The following is a 22,647-nucleotide window of genomic DNA, read 5'->3' as shown; positions in this document are numbered from 1 at the left end:
TAAGCGGGCCCGATGGGATTTGAACCCACGATCTTCAGCTCCGCAGGCTGACGCCCTTATCCATACTAGGCCACGGGCCCCTTCGATTAAGTATTTAATTTGATACTTAATCATCAATCAATATTTTATTTTTATTTTTTAGTTTTTAAGCTATCTGATCCAGTAATAGTTTACTTACATCATCCTTTCCAATGTCTAATATGTAACGGCCAAGCCTTGGACCTCTGTCAGATCCTATTATTATCTTATATGCTATCTTAAATAGTACTGGCGGGTCTATTTCGTTCTTTCTCGCTATCTCAAAAATCTCAGTTTGTATCCTTTCGTGATCATCGACTTCTTTAATAAGTTCTGCCAGCTCTTTAACAGCTTTCTTTTCTTTGTCTTTTAAGACTATCTTTCTCTTCTCTACGGTTTTAAAGTCATCCGCCCAGTTAGATGCAAGCTTTATTCTTTGAATCCCTTCTTTTGTGACCTCCTTTAAAACTCTATAATTTTTAAGCTTGTTAATTATGTATTCCAATCTATTCTTTTGTGGTGCCAAGGATGCTAACTGGACCAACATTTTGTAAGGGAGATGGATACTCGGCTTTATTGGCGGGTTCAATAGATTAACATATTCATATAGCCCCTTTAACTTTATCAACTTTGATGGATTTTCTATCTTCATTTTGCCAAAGTAAACATCTTCAAGATGATCGTATTCTTCCATATAGAATGGGATGTCATCGATAGATAAATTACGTGATCCTGCAACCCTCTTAAACATAAGAAGTATTAGGGATTGTGGAGAGCCGTACCTTAACCATGTTTGTGGAGTAAAGACATTACCCAAAGACTTCGAGATTTTCTTACCAGCCTTGTCAAGAAACATCTCATACTTTACATGGTATGGATGTGGATAATCAAGAATCTTGTTAGAGACCCAATCATTAATCTTTACAGAATCTGCGATATCTTTACCATATGCTTCGAACCTTATATCTAAGGCAGACCATCTAGCTGCGAACTCAACTTTCCAGCTGAGCTTTCCTTGACCCTTAGTTACCATAGCCTTACCTTCATAACCACAGCCTTCGATCCATTTGCCGCCTATCTTAGAACCTACACATCTATACAGAACACTTTTCTCATTAGGTATGTATTCATATGCTTCCGCAACGTACAGCCTGTTACATCTATCACATAAAGGAAAATATGGAAGTGTTCTCTCGAACTTTTTCTGACCTGAAATCTCAGCAATTTTTTTACCTATGATATCCGCATTCTCTAAAAGGATTGTTATTTCTTTGTTCATCAATCCTCTTTTATAAGCTTCAGTCCCAGATTGGAACTTGTATTCAATATGACATCTTTCTAATGCTTCTATTAGCAACGAACTCATATGGCCTCCATACGAATCATGACATCTGAACGGATCCTGAATCATCGATACAGGCGTTCCAATAAATCTTGAAAGATCATCAGGTAAACCAACAGGAACTTTTCTCAATCCATCCATATCGTCTGAGAAGGCTATGAATTCTGATCTGTTCCCTTTATCTTCTAAAGCTAGTTTTATGCCGTATGCTCTTATGGCATCTGAGAGACTACCAAGGTGAGGTATACCTGATGCTCCAATTCCACTTTCAACACGAAGAACGTCTATAGGCCTTCTAAGCTTATTCTCTCGATCAATAATATTTTTTGCTATCTTATCTATCCATGTGCCTCTTCCTATGATCTCAGCTAAGCCTTTTTCCATATTTCTGGCACTTTAAGTAGATGATCTAATGGGATACTTATTATTTGGTATCGTTACCTGTAGTATGGTACGGTAACTCTCTCCCTTATCTTTCCTTCTTTTGAATTCCTTACCTTTTTAATAGCTTCTTCTATATGCTTCGAAACTACTATCGCTTCATCTATATGCTCATTCGCGTCTTCTGGCTTTGAATATTTACCTATGTATTCCTGAATCGACAAAGAAACTGCTGTGTTGATTACAGCAGCTAAATCAGCCCCACTGAATCCATCAGTCGCGTCGACAACCCAATTAAAGTCCACATCATGAATAGGTTTTTCCTTTGCATGTATCTCTAAGATAGCTTTCCTTGCAGCCTTGTCAGGTACAGGTATTTGAACGAGCTTATCAAATCTGCCTGCCCTTACTAACGCTGGGTCGACCATATCTATCCTATTAGTGGCAGCTAATACAACAACATTTGTGAGCGACCGAATTCCATCCAATTCTGTTAATAGCTGGCTTACAACTCTTTCTGTTACCATGCTGTCTCCTCCCATACCTCTTATAGGAGCAAGGGAGTCGATCTCATCAAAGAATATGATACACGGAGAGGCTTGTCTTGCCCTTCTAAATACCTCTCTCACGCCACGCTCCGATTCTCCTACCCACTTAGAAAGTAGCTCTGGTCCCCTTATGCTGATAAAGTTAGCTTCACTTTCAGTAGCAACAGCTTTTGCTAAAAGGGTTTTTCCAGTACCAGAGGGTCCGTAAAGCAAGACGCCTTTAGGCATACTATAACCCATCTGTTCATATAGCTTTGTATACTTTAAAGGCCACTCAACGGCTTCTCGAAGTTCTCTTTTGACAGCCTCTAAGCCACCTATATCACTCCATTGAATATCAGGCGATTCTAGAAATACTTCCCTCATTGCTGAGGGCATAACATCCTTTAATGCATTTTCAAAATCTATAGCAATCACTTGTAGTTTGTTCAAAATATCAGGATGCAACCTATTCTCTTCAAACTTTAGCTTAGGAAGTGTCCTTCTCAGAGCTTTCATAGCTGCCTCTTTACATAAATATTCAAGGTCTGCACCAACAAATCCATGTGTTACGGATGATAACTTCTTAATGTCTACATCTTCATTCAATGGCATATTTCTAGTATGAATCTGCAATATTTCGAGCCTTCCTTTCTTATCAGGTACCTTTATCTCTATTTCCCTATCGAATCTACCAGGCCTTCTTAATGCCGGATCGAGAGCATTCTCTCTGTTTGTTGCTGCAATCACTATGACCTTCCCTCGTGCTTCTAATCCGTCCATTAAAGATAACAGTTGACTCACTACCCTTCTCTCAACCTCTCCAGTCACTTCCTCTCTCTTCGGGGCTATAGAATCGATCTCATCTATGAAAACAATTGTCGGTGATCTCTCTCTTGCTTCTTTAAAGATCTCTCTGAGTCTGGCTTCTGACTCTCCATAAAATTTGCTCATGATCTCAGGTCCACTTATATTAATGAAATGAGCGTTACTCTCATTTGCTACCGCCTTTGCCAGTAATGTTTTACCTGTTCCAGGTGGACCATAAAGCAAAACTCCTTTAGGTGCCTCTACACCTAACTTTTCAAAGATTTCAGGGTGCCTTAATGGTAGCTCGATCATTTCTCTTACTTTTTGTATTTCATCTTTTAAACCACCTATGTCTTCATAGGTGACTTGTGGAACGCCCCTTAGTATCTCGCCCCTTTCAGATATTACAAAAATCGTTCTTTGGGTTATGAGAACAGCATCAGCCATAGGGTTTATCCCAACCACTTGGAAAGTTAATCTTCCACCAAAATATGGGATCATTATATTATCTCCCTTAGTGACAGGGACGCTTTCAAGAGCGTCTGCTAAATATCTCTCGTCAATAGGGGGAATTGCTTCTAGTGGTGCTACAATTATCTTGACAGCAGGTTGAGCCTTAATCTTTTTAATAATTGCTGTGTCTCCGATAGCTGCCCCTGCATTGTTCCTTATTAAACCATCGACCCTTATTACGCCTCTACCTTCATCTGAAGGATAAAGAGGTAAGCATTTGGCCACTGTTCGCCTTTTACTCCTAATCTCTACAATATCTCCTGTAGATGCACCTAGGGCATCCATAGTGTCGTAATCTATTCTTGCTACTCCTCTACCTACATCTCTAGTATATGCTTCTAAAACCTTTAGAGATATGTACTGTTGGCTCATTTAACAATCCCTTACTTTACTTTAATTTTTGTGTACCTTTTATAATTTTTATTCTTAAGTTTAAATGTTGCCTCTAAAACTCCATTATGGCAAGAGGCGGATCCGCTTGTTGGATCGACACTTGCTTTAAACTTAATCCTTGCTTTATACTTAATATCGTTATGAATAGCTGATATTGTTGCCTCATCTTCTAAAATGTTTAACTCGATGTCTTTTTTCTCCACCCCAGGAAGTTCAATAAAAAGCTTTACCTTGCCCTCATCTTTGTTTATAATTTGGTCGTATACCGGTTCTCTAAAACCCTCTTCTAGCAAATTTCTATCACCAAAGAGTTTTAGTATAGGTTCGCCATTAGGATCAACCTTCATCGACAATCCATAAACTATAGGTTTAGGAAGAAATTTCGACCCAGATTCGTATATATTCTTCAACATATTTTCAATATCATCTTCCATACCATCAAGAACTCGGTCCAATTCATCTAATATATCATGGAACTTCTTTTTTCTCACAAACATATAACTTATCCTATGGTTATTAACCTATGGTTAAACTTATAAATATTTCTCAATAATATATACTGATCAAAATGGAACTTTCCGGCAAGCTACTTGAAATTCTAAGTTCGACTACGAGAGTACGACTGATCAACCTCTTGATGGAAAGGCCGAGATGCTTAGCAGAACTCTCAAGTTCATTAGAAATAAGCCCACAAGCTGTTCTCAAACATCTTAAACTTCTCCAAAAGGAGAAAATTGTCTCTTCTTACATTTCTGATGGAAGTCTAGGTTTGGTTAAAAACCTTTATGGTTTGGCTTCCCATATTTACTTATATCTTGATGAATGGAAGGCGATTACATATTTTTGTGCCTACAAAAAGGATCATGGTAAAGCAGAGTTGACTGAAGTTGAGCAAAGTATACCGAAAAAAAATGCATATGATACTCTCCAAAAGATCGATTATGAGAAATATATATTGAAAAGAAAGCTGAAGTCAATAAAAGAGAAAGAAATGAGAATTTTGCAACAACTTTTCGATTTAGAAAGCCTCCAAAAGCAGATAATGATGGAGGCAAAATATACAAATTTTGAAGAGATTTTATTCTATGTTTCCATTTCTGAAGATTATGAAAAGGAAATCGGAAATATCGTAAAATATTTTGGATTGGATATTGAACAAGTTAAAATGAAGTTTAAAAATCTAGTACAAAAAATCTAGGTTTTTGGGACATAATAGTAAGAATTCCTCTTCTTTTGTTCCCTATCTAGTTTACTATCTGGCTTATTTACTCTCGGTCTACTAGTGTCGATATCTCGTCTATAAGTTACACCTAAGTCTTTAAGGAAAATATTCATCCCTTTTTCCTTCACCATTGGAGGTGTAACCTCTCCTTTCAAACCTTGTTCTCCTGTAAATATCATTAATGAATCAGATACAATATCTATGATTTGAACATCGTGATCTACGATTATGGCAGATTTTTCTTTGGTTTTAACAAATCTTTGAGTTACCTTTGCAAAAGCAATTCTATCCTCTACATCCATAAAAGCTGAGGGTTCATCTAATGCATAAATATCAGCATCCCTCAATAAGCATGACACAACAGCTACTTTTTGTAACTCTCCACCACTTAACTCCGTCACTTGTTTATCATAAAGCCTATGAACATTTAATGGGTTAATGATTAAAGATCGATTCAAACTTGTGTCTATTTCGCCCCCCGATACATTATCTAGAAGGCTCTTTACGTCCCCCTCAAAGTCAGCAGTAAGGTATTGTGGTTTATATGATACTTTTACAGTGCTCTCTATAATCCCTTTGTCAGGTTTTTCTATACCCGCAATAATTTTCATAAATGTAGTCTTACCTAGTGCATTTCCACCTAAGATTCCCAGTATCTCCCCCTCCTTTATCGAGCCATGTGATACATTCAAGTCAAAGCTTGAATAAGATTTTACTAGGTTTGGATACTCTATCATAGTTGGTGTCTGCAATGAATCACTGATTGGAGCGTAAATATCGAAAGTTATAGGTTCATCCCTGAATCTCACATTTTCAGCAGGTAAATAACCATCAAGAAGCGCGTTGATACCAACTCTTGCAGACATGATTCCAGATACGACGCCATATCCCCCAGGGTCACCATAAAGTACATGAACATACTCGCTTAAATAATCTAGAATTGTTAGATCGTGCTCTACAAGTATTATAGGCTTTCCTCGTTCAGCTAAATCTGATATAACTTTAGCTACCCTCAGCCTTTGATGTACATCATTAAAAGATGAGGGCTCATCGAAGAAGTAGATGTCAGCAACCTTTAACGCACATATGGCTATCGCCAACCTTTGGAGCTCACCACCACTAAGCTCTTTACTAGGTTTGCATAAAGATTCTTCAAGATTGAGTCTATCTACTAAATCATCCATCTCTCCTTTTTCATCGAACCTTTTTAGCAAAGATAAAGCATCTCCTTTCCATGCACTAGATAGCTTATATACCGCTTGAGGTTTGAAGGAGACTTTCAATTCTTCTGCTGATATCTTTTCAAAGTAATTTTTTAGCTCTGTTCCTTGAAAATGGTCTAAAATCTTATCCCAATCAGGAGGATTATCTGTCAGGCCCATATTTGGTTTAAGGTTACCAGAAAGGATTTTTAATGCTGTAGTTTTTCCGATTCCGTTCTTTCCGACCAATCCTACTACAACCCCATTTCTTGGGATCGGTAATCTATACAGCCTGAAACCATTGGGGCCATATTGATGAACTTTATCTTCCTTTAACTCTTCTGCTAAGTTGAGTATCCTGATCGAATCGAAGGGGCACTTCTTTATACAGATGCCACAACCTGTACATAGTTCTTCACTTATGATAGGTTTGCCATCTTCACCAAAGATTATGGTCTTTTCACCCATCTTCACCCCTGGACAGAGTCGATAGCATTCTAATCCACATTTCTTTGGTTGGCATCTTTCCTTATCAAGAACAGCTATACGATGGACCAATTTTATCACATTGAGAATGAAAAATATACTATAAAGCTAACATATTAAATAATTCAAAAACCTATCTATTTCGTAATTTAATAATATAATAAATTTAATGGTTAAGTAAATGCAGGCTTACAACGCACACCTTTTTTTGAACATATTGTCTCTATCTTTTCTCTAAATATACACCAATATTCTGAATTCTGTTTAATGAGATTTGGTAAACGATACTTAAGTCCTGGCTTTTCCTTTTCAAGAAACGGTTCCATAGAATCTAGGACCCAAAACTTTGGGTTAAGTCGATCGTAGATTAATTCGCTCTTTGTTTTTTTCGCTAGGTTAACTAATTTAATTATATTATCTTCTCCATCATTTATCTCTGGTATTACAGGCCCGTAAAATATCCAAGTATCTACTCCTCTTTCAGACAACTCCTCTAGAACTTGAATAAGAGACTCTGGTGATGATGTTCTTGGCCCTAACCTTCTAGCTAAGTCATTATCAAGTGTTATCAAGGTAACTCCAATATCAAATCCTTCTGACTTTATCAAATCTTTGTCTCTCAAAACAAGATCAGATTTTGTCTGGATTGAAATTGGAAACTCATTCGCAGAAAGTTCCTCGATGCACCTTCTACTCAATTGTAACTTTGCTTCGAGAGGTTGATAGGGATCTGTGACTGTGCTCATTCCGACTACACCTTTAGGAATCTTCTTTAACTGCTTGGACAATACATCTACTATGTTTATCTTTGCCTTTACGAACTTACCCCAATTCTTTACAATTTCTTTATTTCTAAAGACAGAGGGGCTATAGCAGTAGATACAACCATGTTCACATCCGAAGTAGGGATTCAATGAATAGTCCAAGCCTGGAAGTTTACTATGTGAGATTGCGACACTACAATTAATTGTGGAATATTTAATCATAAAGACTCCTTAGAAATCTGTAATCTTCCTTTGGAAGAGTGCTTCTTTTAATATATGACTATTTTCTATCCATCTCTCAAAAGGGATTGTTAGGATTTTGCAAGCATAATTAAGAGTAGTTTTCAAATCATAGAACCTCTTTGGTTCTTTCCTTAAGGCATGCCTTATACTTTCTCTAACATTCCAAACACCAACAGGTAAGATGTAGCCTGGTCGAATTTCTCTTAACATTAAAATTTTCGCTTGCTTTTTAATAAATTTCAGTTTTTCAGTTGCTGCTAATCTTGCAGAATAGTAACATCCACCTACTTCAGCATAAGTAGACCTGCCCATATAACCTTCAGAATCGCCCATTATTGAAGGATATTTCCCATCTACATTCCAGACAGTCCCTGGAAACCATGCTTCTATCCATTCGAAGCTCCATCTTTCCGGAATGAATATCACAAGGAAAATGTTATCTAAATTTATAAATGAATATACCTCATATTCATCCAAAGTATCATATTGTTTTATCTCTTTTATCAATTCATTTGATATTATGTTGTCTATTGCTGTAATGCTCCATCTAGTAGGTACCAACCTTCTCTTATTACCTCTCCCGAGCATACCAACGCTAAAAGCACGTTGAATTCTACTGATAGGAATGCTTTTGTTATATAATTCTTTAATACCCTCTACTGCTCCTAAATCCCTGTCATAGTAGGCTTTTTCAATAACTTTGTCAACTTTAATAGTAGAAGTTTTGAAGGATTTCAATGGTGCTGAAGGGCCGAAAGGTTGGGTATCTCTACCTAAGGATAAAACTCCTTTTGGTTTTTTAGTAAAAGATGCTTCAGAGTCTATTGACGATATTCCCATTGAAACCTCTTGAATTATATCGAGCAAATTTGTGCCCATTGCTGCATCTGATACATTCATCCTAACCATACCCCTAACTAAACTATATCGATAATCCAATATCTCGTCAATTGATTTACCTACCCAAAGCTCAGGGGTATCAAGTATTTCCGTATCACCATGATATGGAGGAAGCATTGGACCAATGAAAATTTTGGGATAGCCAAAACGTCCTACAAAAGTACCAGGTGGAGTTGATCCTTGAAGATTTTTTGTCAATGGAATTGAAGATGATGTTTTAATTAAAGATTGAACCTTAGTGATTATCGGACACCGAAATTTTCCACATAACATCCGTCCTCCTTTACAAATTAAGCATAAAGATGATGGTTTTCCTATCATTTTGATATTATCATTAAATGGAACCCATTTTTCTCTTTGGAAAAATTCACCCTTATTCCATTCGAATTTATTCAAGAGTGACCCACATTAATTTTTATGCATATTTTTTATTTAATATCTTAATCATTTTTCTGAAGATTTTTCTAGCAACTCTCTAATTTTCACCAATTCATTATGAATTTTTAAATTGATATCTTCTTCGTACGTCTCTACTGCTATCGGTTTCTTACCTCTAACAAGGTCCATTATCTGTTCTCTCAATTCCTCAAACCGCTCAATACCATCAATTCTTATTTCAGCACGCCCACTTGAAGGTGCTGAATAGCCGGCAGTCTGGATCTTAAGCGATGCTATTCTCAACCCTCTCGAGATAGGACCTTGAGCAATATCGATATTTGTTATCCTATTATAAGGAATAATTCCTGTTTTCTTGAACCATACTCCCCTTCTCCATGTCATCTCACTGTTAGTAAGTTTATAGAGCATCGTATCATAATATTTCGGAATCCAGTAGGCTGTGAAGATCAAGATAATCAGAATTGGTAATAAAACGACAAGACTCACTATAAGGATGACTATGTATGGAGCAAAGATTGTTACAGGAATATACCATGTTAGAACAACGATCGGAATTGCTAAAATTAAATAAATGAAGTAAAGTTTTTTAAATTGTAGTGAAGGTTTGAATTCCTCACCGATTTTTATTAGAATTTCTTTCATATTAATCAACTTAGATTTCTATCTTTGATTTAAATCTTACAACCATACTAGATTGTATTAGGAAAAACCAGTAAATACGTTAATAAATTAAATTCTTATGAATAATGGATAGATAGATCTGAGGTTCTATAGTAATGACGAAGATGTTAAAGAGAGAGTTGGAAAAAGTTCTGACAACTGATGAAATTCATCAAATATATAGTAGCTTTGATATAATTGGAGATATCGCTATCATAAAGATACCCGAACCTCTTTTAGACAAGAAGTATATCATTGCTGAGACAATTCTTAATAAAATTAAATCTATCAAGACAGTATTAAGGCAATCAACATCGGTCTCAGGAGAATATCGTACAAGAGATTTAGAGTATATCTTGGGGGATGACAAGACATTAACATTGTACAAAGAATATGGCTGTATTTTTAAAGTAGATGTTGCAAAAGTCTATTTCTCTCCTAGACTTTCTACTGAAAGAGCCCGTATAGCTAAAAAGGTGAAGAGTGGAGAGACGATAATCAATATGTTCGCCGGTGTGGGGTCCTTTTCAATAATAATTGCAAAAAATCAACCAGAATCCAAAATTTTCAGTATAGATTTAAACCCATATGCATATGATCTTATGGTGGAAAATATTAAATTGAATAAAGTTGTTGACAGGGTGATACCGTTTTTAGGAGACGCAAAGTCTGTGATAGAAGACTCTCTTAAAGGGTTTGGAGATAGAGTATTGATGCCGCTACCAGAAAAGGCAATCGATTATATGGATATTGCTATTCGTGCATTAAAACCAAAGGGTGGCATAATTCATTATTACACTCACTTACATGCTCCAAAAGGTGAGGATCCGATAAAGGAAGCCGAAAAAGAAGTTAAATCATCTCTGAAAGTACCTTACAAAATATCGGAAACCAGAGTAGTGAGGGAAGTGGGTCCAAGATGGAATCAATTAGTCCTAGATTTGGTCATTGTTTAAAGTTAATGGATTATTTTTAAACGGCGTTTTATCTATATACTTCAAAATACATTATTGGATTTTAGAATTTAAAATCCTCTTTAACTCAATAAGTATGGGCATTTTTTCCAATTTTTGTTTGGTAAGCTTATCCCAAATTATACCTTTGGGTTCGGAGGATTTCCTTTCTATCCTTATCACTTTACTTGATGTAATTACGGCATCTACTATAAAATCATGATCTTCTTTTATAGCCTTTTCAATTATCTGGACATCATGAACTGTGGTGAAAATAGGCGTATCTTCACCAATTAAACCGAGTTCTCTTAAAATTCCGTATTCTATTTCGCTATATCCTCCTCCTTTGCCTACCCTTACTCCATCCTTAGAAACAGCTACAGACCCAGCAACTATTAAGTCAACTTTAGGTAATTCTTCAAGAGAGCAAAATCTTCCATATTCGAAGGCACCCTTTATTGTTGAAGCTTTTTTTAAAAATGTTTTTTGAATCCTTTTTGAATCTAAAAGTATAAAACCCTTCCCGAGCCTTGGAGAAGGCATAATCAACAATTTTCCACTCAAAAGTGCACCTCTTCTCACTTGTGATTGGGGAGAATCTGGGTTGACTTTTACTACTTTTGCACTTGTAAATTCTTTTAGGTTAATCAGCCTTTGTGCAGCCTTATCTGAACCTTCAAAGTTTGGAATTCTACCTGTAATAGGTTTTGGAAACCTTGCTATACCAGATTCTTCCATCAACTTCCAAATTTTTTTTCGGATAATCTCCTTCTCCAACAAAAACATGGAGTATAATTAACAACTCTTTTAAAAATTTGTAGATACAAACATAAGATTTTCGAGAAATCTTAATATCCGAGAATGAACTGAGAGTTTACACTTACCTAGTTATTATGTTACATCTGTCTTCAGTGTGGAGTATAATTAAGTTGGTGGAGGTGTTGGAGTAGATGGAGGTGTAGTCGGAGGTTTCCTTCCTCTGAGTATTAGATAGACAATAATGACAATTACAATTATGAACGCTGCACCCAAAATCGCTATAGTAGTCAAGTCAAGTCCGAATATAAGCCCTGCATTAACAGTGAAGTTAACACTAGCCTCCTTTGAGTTGCCAACTCCATCTACAGCCTTGACGTAAACGGTATGGCTTCCATCACTTACTCCTGAAAAGTTATGGTTATTAGAAGTTAAAACATTGATCCATGAACCTCCATCTAACTTGACTTCGTAATGATCTATTCCTGAACCAGCGTCTAAACCAGTCCACATAGCTGTAACGATTGATGACGTTAATTCAGAGCCACTCGTAGGTGAAATGATAGAAAGTGATGGTGGTAAATTATCGACGATCACATTAACGCTAGTAGTATCTGTGTTGTTGTTGTTATCAGTTGCCCTTGCAGTGATTGTGTGGCTACCAGCAACAACACTTGTAGTGTCCAAAGAGCAGGACCAAGATGTTGTTCCTGTTGCCAACTGCCAAGAACCATCATCGATCTTGACTTCTACCTTTTCAATAACAGAATGTACATCTTCACTTGTACCTTCAACTACCGTAATATTTCCAACGTAAGAACCACTTATAGGGAAGGTGATTGAAATGGTTGGCGGAATTAGATCGGGATAAACAGCCACACCCCAAGGAAAAGTCCCACCATCGAACTCGTATATTTCTGTTCTTACACCTTCAGTTGTTATTTTAACTAGTTTGTTTACACTAGCTTCTGTTACTATATAATCACCTTCAGAGTCTATGGCTACACCTATAGGATTAGTCCCACCATCGAATTCGTATATTTCTGTTCTTACTCCACCAGGAGTTATCTTGACAAGCTTGTTAGCATTATGTTCTGTTACTATATAATCACCTTCAGAGTCTATGGCTACACTATAAGGATAAGGCGCGCTAACGAAATCATGTATAATTGTTCTTGCTCCCTCTGGAGTTATCTTGACTAAATTGTTTGCAGCTTCTTCTGTTACTATATAATTCCCCTCAGAATCTATGGCTACTCCGGAAGGGTGTGTTGCTGAATTAAAGGAGAATATCTCGCTCCTTATACCATTAGGAGTAATTTTTACTAGATTGTCTGCTTCCCATTCTGTTACTATATAATTCCCCTCAGAATCTATGGCTACACCCAAAGGTCCTGAATTAGGAGCGAAATTAAATATCACTGTTCTTACACCTTCAGTTGTTATTTTAACTAGTTTGTCTGTATTAGCTTCTGTTACTATATAATTCCCCTCAGAATCTATGGCTACTCCGGAAGGCACAGCCGTACCAATGAAGTCATGTATAACGCCTCTTCCACCTTCAGAAGTTATTATTACTAGATTGTTTGCAATAGCTTCTGTTACAATATAGTCATCTGGATCCTGAGCTAATACTACAGGAATGCATGTTGTAGCTAAAATGATCATTAAAGTGAAAGTAGATAGTGTTAGAATACGTGTACGATTCATATTTTATCGACATATTTTACCTTTACTAATATTTATACTATATCTTAAAGTTAAATGAAAATCTTTGAACAAGTGGATGAAAAGCTACCTTAAAAACCATATATAATCAAGATATTATCAAAACCGTATAAAATCCTATAATCTATATTTAATTGATTAGATGATAATAATCTTATTAATATTAAAATCTATGAGTATACTGTTCATTTTTTTGAAAAATATTTGAAAAAATCTTTGCTCTAGCAAGTAGCCTCGCCAATCTTATGGGCTCTGGTATGGCGCCCTGAATTGTAAATTTATCCAATATTCTTTTACAGATTTCTAAAGAAATTCCATGAGGTCTCACAAAAATTTTATAATTTGTATGAAGTTTAACAATCTCCCTTGAGCCAAGCTGTTCATAAGCTGATAACTTTTTCTCCCAAGAATCTGGAAAATGATGCTTTATATGAGGCTCCAAGCCTTCAGACTCCTCAAATGTAACACTTATCACTGGTGTATTGGTTTTTAGCCCTACCGAGTCTATATCGATGATATTGTACATACTGATTACACTCCCCGATAATATTATCACATTGATATCATTCCGATTTAATCTTTTAAACATGTTAACAATCTCATCTGTCGCATCATCTCCTCCTAGCTCTGCACTTCCAAAGACAAATCCATCTATGATCATATCACTTCTGATTACTACTCCTGCTAATACTGATCTTTTACTTTGATCTTTTTTGAAGCTCTCAGCTATCCCAAGAGCACGAATACCTTTTTTCTCAACTCGAACGTGCATGATTATATGAAATAAAACGATTTCATCCTTTAAAGATTAAGGTTTGGAAAAATCGTTATCAAATAATCTAAATGGAAGAGGTTTACTATATTTTCTTTAATCTTTAAATATGTATAGATATTAACTTAATTTGTGGCGATGAGGATTCAGAGTTATTTAGAGCGATACAAAGTAATGAAATGAAGGCATTTGACTGAGCCACACTTTTTAAGTATATGAAAAGATTTGATTATTTAAAGGAATAATGTATTTCAGAGTTTAACGAATACCTTCTGTGCAGTATGTTGGGAAATCTTCAAAATGTACTGGTTATGATGTTAAAGCTTTATTGATATTAAATCCTGTATCAACAAAGTTAATTGGAAATGGACATTAAATCTTGATCATAACATGAATATCTTCCTCTTACCTAGAGGAAGGAATTTAACTAATTAACCCTGATAGAACTATGCTTTCTCTTCTATCTGACCTATGATAGTTTTTAAATATGTAACCCATTCATCGATTTTAATATTTGAAAATGACCAAGATGCATGAGGATGGTAATATCTATCTAAAGAGATAGTTTTTAGGTTAGGAGCAGTGTGTTTAAGTCCGGATAGAATCGTCCACTCCATATAGTAGGGAATCCCAATAAATAGGACGAGATCGTATTGGCCTTTCCCATCCAGTCCTTCCCACTCTGGGTCCTGAAGCCGATTACCGATGTCCATAGCAGACATCCATGAAATAGGATAATTCCTTTCAACGAACTCACTTACTGCATTGGCTGTAGCTACGATTGGGATTTTGAATCTGTCTGCTATTTTAATCATATAATCGATCGCATTTTCTTCTCCTAAGTCGATCTCTGCTGTTTGATGACCAACAACCATAAGAGTACGCTTTGCTTTTTTAACCATACCCACAACTACGGAAGGCTTTGTAATTATGAGTGCTTTTTTCGGTCCTGCAATTTCACCTATCTGCCAAGGTTCATTACTCATCACTCTTCTCCTCCTTTGTATGAACCATTCTTGGTAACAATGTAGGGTCTGGTATAATATTCTCCTTCCACCCTTTTTCAGCGAGTATTTTCTTTATCTCTTCCTTCATCGTTATCGGTAGATCTGTCTCAGTTCTCACAAAAAGGTGAATATCGTCAGGCATGACTTTATAGAACCTCTTGTGGAGGTCGATATAATGTGCAAGCTTAATCATCCTTCCCCTCGCTGTATCATTTGGCCTCATACAGAGCTTTGCGGCCATCACCATAGCTTCCTCCTTTGTTTCAGCAGTATAGAAGAGATGTTCAGGACAAGGCCCAACAAATACTTTCTCTCCGGTACGAGCATCATAGACATACCAATCTTCTTTACGATCTTTTCTACCCAATAGCATACGCCTATACTTTGACCCGTGTGGACCTACGATTACAGGTATCCCTAAACGCCAAAAGCCACTCGCTATTGATGCCGCCTTCTGAGTTATAGCACCCCAAGCTATACCTACTGCACCAACTCGATTATGAATATAATCTGCAATTTCTTCATAATTTCCTCTAAGCTTTCGTCTTGCAAAGATACTCGCAATCTTTATTGCTGCACCTGCTATATGAGGATTAGCGACGCAAGATCCAACATTTACAATACCGCCTGCATCAAATTCTCCTGGATATACCTCATAGAGATTTCTACCATCTTCGTCTCGGTACATGCCAATAGACATTGCTGAACATCCTGAAGTAGTTACTATAAATCTCCGCTTTGCAAACTCTTCAGCAATTTCTGCAACTTCATTTCCTCCTTTCGGATAGTTTGCGCATCCCACTAATGCTATAACCCCAGGTATCTCTCCTAAAACGATAGGCCCACCAACCTTTCGTATCTCAACATCTTGTATTGGCCCTCTTCCAGACCTGATCTTGTATTTTTCCTCCATCATCTTTTTTATGGAAGCACCTACGATATAGTTGTGGATGGGTAAGTCGTTAGTACATGCGCTCTCACAACGCACACAACCAATACAAACTTCATAAAGATTAGAAAGTCCTTCTAGATCTCCTTTAGCGGCTTGCTCCATCGCTTCACGAATTGGAAGATTGTTCGGGCAAGCCCTCATACAAGGAGCAAAGCGGCATTGTGCACATTTACTTGCACCTTCTAATATTTCACTTATCTCGGGTATAACTTTGAACTTCTTCCTCTTAGGTGCAAGAAGCGTTGCTGTCCTTACAGCGACCTCTCCTACCTTATCGGGATCGAATATCAAGGCACCATGAGCTTTTCCTTCTACAAGATCTTTTACGATCTCATCTACAGGATCGTTAGTTCGATTAGGTAGGCCAAGACAGTTCTTTTCTGCTGTAGCGATAACGGGCGTCATCGTCTTTTGCGCTTCTATAGCAACGTCTGTTCGAATACATTGTTCATCAACAACAATTACATCTGCCATGCCACTTCTAATGAACCTTAATTGCCATGAAATAGGTCCGACAATCTTTGCTTTTGGATTATATCTTGTAGCATCGATAGATGTACAGCATATCCCTGCAACTTCAATACTATCTGAAAGACCCGACTCTTCCATGTAATTGATGATTTCAACTGAAGGAGGAACATTATGACCTATAACCAGAATAGTGGGTTTTGTAGTATCGATGACACCTATCCCTAACTCTACTAATGGTGCCTCTGGGTCAGCTTTTGGAAAGCCGTAAACAGAGATTTGAGCGAGGTCAGCAATTTCCATACCGACTTGATCGATCATACCTGCATGGAAAACTTTTGACTCAAAATCTAAGTTATCTCCTTCTTGACCTGTGTGAGTAGACGCTAAAAGTTGTGTGACTTGTTTTTCAACATAGTCTAACACTTCTTCTAAATCCCCTAACGTTTCTGGCTTCTCACCATAAACCAACCTAGTTACTGGAGCTTCAATATCAACACCAACAGATCTACCCACATCTATCGGACTATCTCTACCATATTTTTCTATTAGATGCTCTACTAGATGTCTTGCGTGACCAATATGAGTAGCAGCTCCCATACAACAAGCTATAAGAACAATCCTGGATTGTTGAGCACATATATCTAGACCACACGCACCCCTCTTTCCGGCTGTAAGATCACATTTACCCATAGTGCAGAGGCAACAGACATCACAGTAGGGCAGATAGAATGGTTTGTAACGTTTCAAGAGCTTTAAGTCCCATTCTCTGAGCGTGGCTAGGGAAGGAGATGGTGTTGGACCGTATGGTTCATCCCATTTTTCACGAATTAACTTACCTATCGAAACTTCTAGTCCATCGATCTCGGCTGTCTCGCTCTTCAACTTGTCAAACTTGAATTTAACATTCTTTCTAGATGTCAATTTATATCAATGCCTCCCCTTGTGATGCTTATAATCTTTTATTAAATAATAATGTAAATCCATATTAAGGGTTATAACAATTGTTATATATAATCTTTTAGTAGTGAAAGTAGCGATTGATTAAATCCATCATATCTTGTAAGGAGCCTATAATAAAATCGGGTTTAGTTTTAACTAGATCACTTATTCTGGAAATACCTGTCGGTAGAGCTACTGAAATTACTCCGGCCTTCTTCGCTGCCAAGACATCTATCACACTATCTCCGACGTAAATAGCCTCTTGCGACTTTATCCCTAGGATTTTTATTGATCTTCCTATGCTTAAACCATCAGGCTTTAATTCTTTAGAATCTTCTCTTGTGATAATTGTGTCGAAGAAATTATCAAATTTAAACTTTTTAATGATATTGTATGTGGCTTTACGCCCATTATTGGTTACTAAAGCTAATTTTAACCCAAGCTTTTTGATAAAGATTAAAGTATTAAGTGCATCGGGTTGTATGTTAACGCATTTTGATGCTTTAAGTTCAAATTTTTCGACTATTCTCCATACTGATTGTTTTAATTTAAGGTAAGTATTGGCATCGGTACGACTTTTTATAACTTTGAGCATTAAATAAACATTCAAGTTATTTAAATTCTCAGCATTTATCCCTATTCTTTTGATCTCTGTGATGGCTTCTTTTCGTGCATTTGTGATATCTAAGGCAAATTTGACCAATGTCCCATCTAGATCAAAAATTACTGCTTTTATACTCAAATTCCCTCGACAATCATCATTAATTTTTTATAAATTCTTTATAAATTTAATCGAAGGCTATGTCATTCCATCTTTATACTATACCTATGGATAATAGTTTTAGTATCTGTAAATAAATAATCAAAATACGATCTTATACATGATTAGATTTAATGGTTTTTATTAAATTAAATTAAATTAGGTTATATCTGCACTTAACTTTTGAAATATGTTTTTAAAACTCCTTGAACGAATCGTTAGCTTTTACAACTAAAAAGGCCATCGAAGATAGTTTTTACCTTTTTGTCATTTACAGTATATCTGCTTTTCAAATCTTTCCTTAAATTTTGCTATACCGAAAATATTTTGTTTAAATAATCCATAACCCATGAAATTACTAACGCAAAATCCGATATTGAATTCTATATCTTGATGGATTTCTTCAATCTCATCTAAGATTCTTTTCAATTTTCTACTCTCTGGATCATGATTAATTACTAAAAAGACAAGATCAATATTATCCGAAAAATCTTCTATAGGATGAATGTTGCTTTGTAAACCAGCTATTAATCTTAGATCTCTCTTTTGTTTGAATATTTCCTTCATTTCTTCTTTTATTTCTTGATAATTATTGGATGATCGAAATTTCTTAAAATCTTCGATGTGTTTTTTTATTCCAGAGCTACCCTTTAGTGCTCCATCACCGTATTTTATTTCTAGAAAAACAAGTTTGGGCTTGTATCCCTTTGTAAGTTTCCTTATGGTCCCTTTAGACTCCCATTCAATGGCAATCAGATCAAAGCGGGCACCTAAACGATTATCATATTCAACATCAACTATGAAGTAATCCGTTGACTTTGAAATGCTGGTGTAATTGTTTTCCCTTACAACAAGTTGTTGAAATTCTCTTTCGTTTTTCTCTAAAGTCGTAAAATAAAGGTCCATCATATGTTTTAATTGAGGAATGATCTCTATCCATCCTTTAATATCTGATTTCTCTGGTAGTCTTAATTTAGTATTCCTTGCATATTTTTCGTCAAATGAAAACATGAATTTATTGCTACTACTCTTTAATTTTTCGATCTTTATTAAATTCCCCCCTCTATAATAAATATTCACATAGTCATCTCTGATCTGAAAATCCAAGGTATTGTCATCCTTTACTCTTTCTAAAATAGAATTTAAATCACCAAGCTTTAATTCATGTATAAAATCTGGAGATAACTTTCTCATAATATCCGAATCCTTATTTGGATACTGCTAATATATGTCTATTTATCAAATCTTTCTTTGTTAATATTTTGACTATAATAAAGGAATGTATGAGTAGAGATGATTACAAAGTTATCGAGATAGAATTATATTATATTCGTCATATGAAAGCAGGGAATATTCCGATATATTATCTTCCTTCTTAAAAAATCCAATTTAGCAAGCTTACGGTTTCATTACCATTGCTAAGAGTAATTTAAGATTTAGGTATTAGAAACTTAAAATTAATCTTCAAAATCAAACAAATATATTCGCAAGCCTCAAAGGGATATTGAAAGGGGTTGAGGGATAGTGAACATATGTGAAGGGGTGATGACAGGTTGCTAAAAGACGATTATAAGGATGACGGAGGAGTATCGGGTATTAATAGTAGGGGCTTACAGTACCTTTTTTAGTATCACTATATAGTGTACATTATAGTAAAAAAATGATTTTAAGAAAACATCATCCTCCCTGACCCTCCCTGACCATCCCCTACCGCCCTCCCTCATCCTCCCTCATCCTCCCTAGGCATCCTTAATTATCCCCTCCACCATACCTATCATGGATTTTTTTGAGCGTAAATATGCTTAAGATATTGTATGAGAACTTTTCTCCTTATCTAATAGGAAGCTTTTACATGATGAAAATCTTGCCAGAGCTAAGAAACTCATGATAAAGCTCAGAAAGATGAGTTTCACGAATAAGAGGTACGTGAATTATTTAAAGGTATGGTGGAATGATCATGAATCCTGAATCTAAGGAGAATGCCACATGAACCTGATCTGAAAAAGACTGGATTCATGCTTGAAAGTTTAAAGAATGTCTAACAACTATCAAAGAAATTCTGATCCTATGATTGAAGCCATTAACATTCATGTTTAATTTAAGACTATCCAAACTAATATTCACTTAAGATTCTAATAAAGGAAAGCTTAAAGAGAAAGTTATAAACACAGCCTATAAAAGTGATATTCTTATTATTACTCTTTTAACCATTCAAGATACTTTTTATATTTTTTCATATGACTTACGACTTCATTGGGCTTAAACTCCTTCCCCTCAGTGATTATTTGCGAAACAAATTTTGGGGGCGTGATATCAAAATATAGATTTCTAATATTTACTCCAGATATATCATCGGTTATCTCTGAACTCTCCTTCTGTTCCAATTCAATCTTCATACCTAAATAACTTTTAATATTGAATTTGTTCGTCTCACATACAACATAAAATGGAATATTGGATTCTTTTGCTGCTAATGCTAATAGATAAGTACCAATTTTATTGATTATCGAACCATCTGCAAGTACACTATCGGCGCCAACAAGAGCAACATCAGCTACAGATGAAAAATATCCAAGGGCAGAATCGATGATAAGAGTAACGGGAATTTCGAGTAATGAAAGTTCGTGAGCAACTTTCCTACCTTCATAAAGTGGTCTTGATTCAGAGATGATAACTTGAACTCCTTTTTCTCTTAACTGGTTTATAGCTTCCATTATCGTTGAACTATAACTATGGGTTATAATTGTGGTTCCTTCTTGAATCAATTTTGATGCATTCAAAGCAGCTTTTAGCATAGACTTCCGAGAATTTTCGATTAACTCTTTAACTCGATAAATTATAAATCTCTTCAAAGAGTCAAGGTCTCTCTCCGAGTTCTCTGAGATATTGTAAATAGCGTGACTGATGGTGTTAGTCAATGGTGCCATACTTGGGTGAGCTTCCACCAGTTGCTTTCCAACTTGCATTAAATGTCTAATTAAATCATTACAAGTTGTTGCATTACTTCTTTCCGCCACCAATTTCAAAGTATATAACGCTTGTCTCGATAACCAGCTAGCTCCATGGTTTCGGTCAGATTTGATCATTTCGATTCTTTCTTTTATTTCTACATTACTCATATTTCCCTATTGAATTAAGTTTGAACGAATTTATATAATCTATTACCACAACATTTGTAAGTATCTTAATGATTTTAGGAAAAAACAATATAGCCTTATTCGATCCGATTTATATAGTATGAATCCAGGGATCGTAATATGAGTTCTAATATTATGCTTGAAATCTTGAATCTTTGGAAGAGTTATAATGGAAATCAAGCGGTGAGGGGACTTGACCTTAAAATAGCTCGGGGCGAGATATTTGGATTATTGGGTCCCAATGGAGCTGGGAAGACGACTACATTAAAGATTATTGTAGGTTTATTAAAGATGGATAAGGGAATTGTAAAGATAGATGGGATAGACATCTCTGAAAACCCTTATGATTATAAAATGCGTATTGGCTATTTACCTGAAAATCCTACTTTACCTGAATACTTAACGGCTGAGGAATTTTTGGGTTACGTAGCAAAGATAAGAGATATCTCATCAGATAATATTGAAAAAAAGATCGACTATTATTTCAAACTCTTCGATCTGTATAAGAGAAGAAAGGATCTCATCGTTTCTTATTCAAGAGGTATGAAACAAAAACTTGCCATCTCAGCCGCTCTTATTCATGATCCTGATTTCTTGATAGTTGATGAACCGCTTATTGGCATTGATCCAACAGGTCAACATAATATCAAGAACATATTGAGAGAGATGCTCAAAGAAGATCGGTCTGTCTTAGTCTCAACACATATGCTTGACACAGTTGAAAGACTATGCAATAGAGTCAGTATAATTCATTATGGAAGAAATGTAGTCTCTGGCGATTTGGATAGACTGAGACGTATCAGCGAAACAGGCGAGGATTCTACTTTGGAAGAAATATTTCTTAAGTTAACTCAAGAAACTGAGGAAGTTATCGAGGAAGGAACAAAGAAAAGAAGATTCTTTGGATTATTCGGGAAGAGAAAATAATTGGGTAAAATTATAACTATTTTCACCTTTAAAATTAAGCAATACTTTGGACCAATCAGATCTTCAAAGTCAGGACTTTTTATAGGTATCTTTGCGCTTATAGGTATCAATTCTCTTGGCCTTTTCTTTGGATTATTTGTAGGTATGCCCTTTTTTTTGGAACTTGATCTCCTGATTACTTTACTTTCAGCCTTCTTTTCAATATATCTTGCTTTGACTCTGGTTATGAGCCTAAGAGGTGGCATCACAGCTTTTCAAACAGAGCTAGATTTCTTTTTCACATCAGCGATCAAGCCCAGACAATATATTTTTTCAGATCTTCTTTTTCAATTCATTGTACTTCATATCTTATTTTCTCCCTTCATTTTTTTCATGATCGGTTTAA

Annotated in this window: 19 protein-coding genes and 1 tRNA gene; 4 read left to right on the top strand and 16 right to left on the bottom strand. The window is 35.9% G+C overall.

What is annotated here, in order from left to right; genetic code table 11:
- Positions 1-4: 4 nt before the first annotated feature.
- From L6N96_04020 to L6N96_04005, 4 genes are all read right to left on the bottom strand, one after another.
- A tRNA-Arg gene (locus L6N96_04020) sits at positions 5-80 on the bottom strand.
- Between the two features lie 65 nt (positions 81-145).
- Positions 146-1,744, bottom strand: a complete 1,599-nt coding sequence (gene lysS, locus L6N96_04015) for a lysine--tRNA ligase (GenBank protein MCP8323326.1) — start codon at positions 1,742-1,744, stop codon at positions 146-148.
- Positions 1,745-1,797: 53 nt separating this feature from the next.
- The gene (locus L6N96_04010; protein ID MCP8323325.1) at positions 1,798-3,963 is read right to left on the bottom strand and encodes a CDC48 family AAA ATPase; all 2,166 of its coding nucleotides are present in this window, start codon (positions 3,961-3,963) and stop codon (positions 1,798-1,800) included.
- An 11-nt stretch (positions 3,964-3,974) separates the two neighbouring features.
- Entirely contained in the window at positions 3,975-4,481 is a 507-nt protein-coding gene (locus L6N96_04005; GenBank protein ID MCP8323324.1) for a hypothetical protein, read from the bottom strand.
- A gap of 140 nt (positions 4,482-4,621) precedes the next feature.
- Between L6N96_04005 and L6N96_04000 the strand changes: the two genes are divergently transcribed.
- Complete coding sequence (locus L6N96_04000; GenBank protein MCP8323323.1) at positions 4,622-5,182, top strand: winged helix-turn-helix domain-containing protein; 561 nt, start codon at positions 4,622-4,624, stop codon at positions 5,180-5,182.
- On the opposite strand, the gene L6N96_03995 is transcribed toward L6N96_04000, so the two are convergent.
- The 4 genes from L6N96_03995 to L6N96_03980 form a co-directional block, all read right to left on the bottom strand.
- Positions 5,179-6,966, bottom strand: coding sequence for a ribosome biogenesis/translation initiation ATPase RLI (locus L6N96_03995; protein ID MCP8323322.1), 1,788 nt, complete (start codon positions 6,964-6,966; stop codon positions 5,179-5,181). The genes L6N96_04000 and L6N96_03995 overlap by 4 nt on opposite strands.
- A gap of 101 nt (positions 6,967-7,067) precedes the next feature.
- A complete protein-coding gene (locus L6N96_03990; GenBank protein MCP8323321.1) occupies positions 7,068-7,880 on the bottom strand; it encodes a radical SAM protein in 813 nt (270 codons plus the stop codon).
- A gap of 9 nt (positions 7,881-7,889) precedes the next feature.
- Positions 7,890-9,197 carry an Nre family DNA repair protein gene (locus L6N96_03985; protein MCP8323320.1) on the bottom strand — a complete coding sequence of 436 codons (1,308 nt, stop codon included), beginning with the start codon at positions 9,195-9,197 and terminating at the stop codon, positions 7,890-7,892.
- A 48-nt stretch (positions 9,198-9,245) separates the two neighbouring features.
- A complete protein-coding gene (locus tag L6N96_03980; protein MCP8323319.1) occupies positions 9,246-9,842 on the bottom strand; it encodes a PH domain-containing protein in 597 nt (198 codons plus the stop codon).
- 134 nt (positions 9,843-9,976) lie between these two features.
- Between L6N96_03980 and L6N96_03975 the strand changes: the two genes are divergently transcribed.
- Positions 9,977-10,816, top strand: coding sequence for a class I SAM-dependent methyltransferase family protein (locus L6N96_03975; protein MCP8323318.1), 840 nt, complete (start codon positions 9,977-9,979; stop codon positions 10,814-10,816).
- Between the two features lie 51 nt (positions 10,817-10,867).
- On the opposite strand, the gene L6N96_03970 is transcribed toward L6N96_03975, so the two are convergent.
- From L6N96_03970 to L6N96_03935, 8 genes are all read right to left on the bottom strand, one after another.
- Positions 10,868-11,551: a 5-formyltetrahydrofolate cyclo-ligase gene (locus L6N96_03970; protein ID MCP8323317.1), complete on the bottom strand. Its 684-nt coding sequence runs from the start codon at positions 11,549-11,551 to the stop codon at positions 10,868-10,870.
- Between the two features lie 186 nt (positions 11,552-11,737).
- On the bottom strand, positions 11,738-13,279 hold the full coding sequence (locus tag L6N96_03965; GenBank protein MCP8323316.1) for an Ig-like domain-containing protein: 1,542 nt from the start codon (positions 13,277-13,279) through the stop codon (positions 11,738-11,740).
- A gap of 181 nt (positions 13,280-13,460) precedes the next feature.
- The gene (locus L6N96_03960) at positions 13,461-14,069 is read right to left on the bottom strand and encodes a DUF99 family protein (GenBank protein ID MCP8323315.1); all 609 of its coding nucleotides are present in this window, start codon (positions 14,067-14,069) and stop codon (positions 13,461-13,463) included.
- A gap of 446 nt (positions 14,070-14,515) precedes the next feature.
- Positions 14,516-15,055 (bottom strand): CO dehydrogenase/acetyl-CoA synthase complex subunit epsilon, encoded by a 540-nt coding sequence (cdhB, locus tag L6N96_03955; protein MCP8323314.1) that lies wholly within the window; start codon positions 15,053-15,055, stop codon positions 14,516-14,518.
- Positions 15,048-17,420: a CO dehydrogenase/acetyl-CoA synthase complex subunit alpha gene (gene cdhA / locus L6N96_03950; GenBank protein ID MCP8323313.1), complete on the bottom strand. Its 2,373-nt coding sequence runs from the start codon at positions 17,418-17,420 to the stop codon at positions 15,048-15,050. The genes cdhB and cdhA overlap by 8 nt, the downstream gene beginning before the upstream one ends.
- Positions 17,421-17,517: 97 nt before the next feature.
- Entirely contained in the window at positions 17,518-18,180 is a 663-nt protein-coding gene (locus L6N96_03945) for an HAD family hydrolase (GenBank protein ID MCP8323312.1), read from the bottom strand.
- A 285-nt stretch (positions 18,181-18,465) separates the two neighbouring features.
- Entirely contained in the window at positions 18,466-19,392 is a 927-nt protein-coding gene (locus L6N96_03940) for a hypothetical protein (protein MCP8323311.1), read from the bottom strand.
- A gap of 1,001 nt (positions 19,393-20,393) precedes the next feature.
- On the bottom strand, positions 20,394-21,317 hold the full coding sequence (locus tag L6N96_03935) for a translation initiation factor eIF-2B (GenBank protein MCP8323310.1): 924 nt from the start codon (positions 21,315-21,317) through the stop codon (positions 20,394-20,396).
- 138 nt (positions 21,318-21,455) lie between these two features.
- On the opposite strand from L6N96_03935, the gene L6N96_03930 reads away from it, so the two are divergent.
- Both L6N96_03930 and L6N96_03925 read left to right on the top strand, forming a co-directional pair.
- Complete coding sequence (locus tag L6N96_03930) at positions 21,456-22,262, top strand: ABC transporter ATP-binding protein (GenBank protein MCP8323309.1); 807 nt, start codon at positions 21,456-21,458, stop codon at positions 22,260-22,262.
- A partial coding sequence (locus L6N96_03925) for a hypothetical protein (protein MCP8323308.1) occupies positions 22,263-22,647 on the top strand: 385 nt, incomplete at its 3' end.

The sequence above is a fragment of the Candidatus Methylarchaceae archaeon HK02M2 genome (assembly GCA_024256165.1).
Taxonomy (GTDB): domain Archaea; phylum Thermoproteota; class Nitrososphaeria; order Nitrososphaerales; family JACAEJ01; genus HK02M2.
Note: the sequence above shows the minus strand (reverse complement) of the source record. Positions and strands in the feature narration are given on the sequence as shown.